Origin of the sequence: Nocardia sp. NPDC058497 (genome assembly GCF_042720195.1) — a bacterium.
GTDB lineage: Bacteria > Actinomycetota > Actinomycetes > Mycobacteriales > Mycobacteriaceae > Nocardia.
This window is the reverse complement of the sequence record NZ_JBHXMY010000717.1, coordinates 1-1,798: the sequence shown is the minus strand read 5'-3', so window position 1 is coordinate 1,798 and position 1,798 is coordinate 1. Positions and strand designations below refer to the sequence as shown.

At 70.8% G+C, this 1,798-nt stretch carries 2 protein-coding genes; both read right to left on the bottom strand.

Annotation, left to right across the window (positions count from 1 at the left end; genetic code table 11):
- Window positions 1-48 precede the first annotated feature (48 nt).
- Window positions 49-492, bottom strand: a complete 444-nt coding sequence (locus ACFWPJ_RS29940; protein WP_378856435.1) for a hypothetical protein — start codon at window positions 490-492, stop codon at window positions 49-51.
- Window positions 489-1,574, bottom strand: coding sequence for a hypothetical protein (locus ACFWPJ_RS29935; RefSeq protein ID WP_378856433.1), 1,086 nt, complete (start codon window positions 1,572-1,574; stop codon window positions 489-491). Before ACFWPJ_RS29935 ends, ACFWPJ_RS29940 begins: the two co-directional genes overlap by 4 nt.
- Between the last annotated feature and the right edge of the window lie 224 nt (window positions 1,575-1,798).

The following is a 1,798-nucleotide window of genomic DNA, read 5'->3' as shown; positions in this document are numbered from 1 at the left end:
GGCGGCGCGACCCCCCAACCCCGACCGCCACCGCCCTCGCAGCGTAATCTATCCCGGCACCGGGTTGACGCCGTGGGTGCGGTGAAAACGCACCGCGCGGCCCAGCAGTTTCAGGAAATTCACCCCGCCCTGGTTCGGTGTCCACAGCTGGGGTGCGTCCAGGCAGCGGGTGTAGGTCTCGCCCGCCTTGCTGGTGAGTTCTTCGGTGTCGGCCAGGAACGACGAGAGATAGGGCAGCACGACATCGGCCAGCTGCTCGATGAACCGCAACCGCAGCACCCGGTCGCGCGGCTGCGGCACGATCAGCACATTCTGGTCACCGGGCGAGGTGCCGATCATGATCGCCAGCGGCGCCGCCGCCTCGCCCGCCAGCCGCAGCGGCACCGCGACCAGCGGCCGATCGGCGAGATGCAGATGCCGCACCGCCGCGGTGGGCTGCGCGCGACCCGCCCGGACGGCCTCGGCCTTGGCGAGGGCCGACAGCACACTCATCCCGCGATCTCCAGCCGCAACCGGTGCGCGGTGCGCAGCATGGCGGTGATGTCGGCATGCTCGGGCCCCGGCTCCAGGGTTCCGTCGGCCAGGCCGAGCACCGTGTGGATGTTCTCGATGCCGCCGACCTCGTCGCACACGCCGCGGCCGAGCGCGTCCACCGAACCGCAGGTCCTGGCCTCGTCGCGGCAGGCGAAGGCGAGCTCGCAGCTCGACATGCACTCCGGCGCGTACCGGGACGGGATGGCGGCGATCGTCTTCTCCAGATCCTCGCCCGGCGCGAAGGTGGCCTCGGGCGGGAGCTGCTCGAGCAACTCGGGGATGGCGGTGAGCCTGGCCAGCTGCCGGGAGACGACGGCGAGCTGCTTGCGCAGGTCGACCAGGGTGGCGGTCGGCCGGTTGGTGAAGTCCTTCGCGCACACCAGGATCGTGTTGTGCGACACCAGCTCCGGTGACTCACCGATCTCGGACATCAACTCGCGCAGTGCGATCACATACACCGCGGACTGGCGCGCCGCGGCCGCGACCTGCGCCGGGTCGGCCTGTCCGTCGATCACCGGGAAGGCCTTGATCTCGACCACATGGAACTTGCCGTCGAGCTGCACGGCGACCACATCCGGTTCCAGATAGGCGGTCGCGCCGGCGATGTCGAGGCGCAGCATCGGGTGGTCGAACAGGGTGCCGTCGCCCGCGGCGATCGCCGACTTCAGCAGCTGCCGGGTGCGCTGATAACGCACCGCGTTGCCGGTGTTCTCGCCGACCGAATTCAGGTCGTGATAGGCGACTTCGGGGATCGTCAGGCCGAGGGTGTCGCGCAGCAGGGCCAGCAGTTCGGCGCAGCCGTTGGCCTTCACCATCGATTCGAAGGCATTGCCGCGGGTGATGGCGAACTGGGACTGACCGAACTGCGGTGGGAAACCGAGCGATTGGGCGATCACGGTCTTGTCCACCGCGGCCGCGTCGAGCAGGGCGCGCCGGGCACAACCCGGATTCGCCGTCAGCGCGGCGATGGTGCGGGCATTGTGCCTTGTCGCGGGCGCTGCGCCGCGCAACTGGTCCAACTGTGCTGCGAGAGTGCTCATTTCACCTCGATTCGTCGCCGATCGGCCACCCCGAGCCGAACACCGAATAGTTGTGCGGCCGGATCGGCCAGCTGCTCCCCCACCCGAGGCGGCGGCCGCGGGGGCCGGCGCCCGCGCCCGGCGTCGGGGTCCGCCCCCCCCCCCCCCGCGGCCCGGGGTCTAACCCCGCCCGGGCCCATCGGCGGGCAAGCCGGTCTTCGCAGAGCGCTGGCGCGCCTTCCGGG

Coding starts and splice junctions, on each gene's coding strand:
- ACFWPJ_RS29940 (WP_378856435.1), bottom strand. CDS start 492: ATGAGTGTGCTGTCGGCCCTCGCCAAGGCCGAGGCCGTCCGGGCGGGT.
- ACFWPJ_RS29935 (WP_378856433.1), bottom strand. CDS start 1,574: ATGAGCACTCTCGCAGCACAGTTGGACCAGTTGCGCGGCGCAGCGCCC.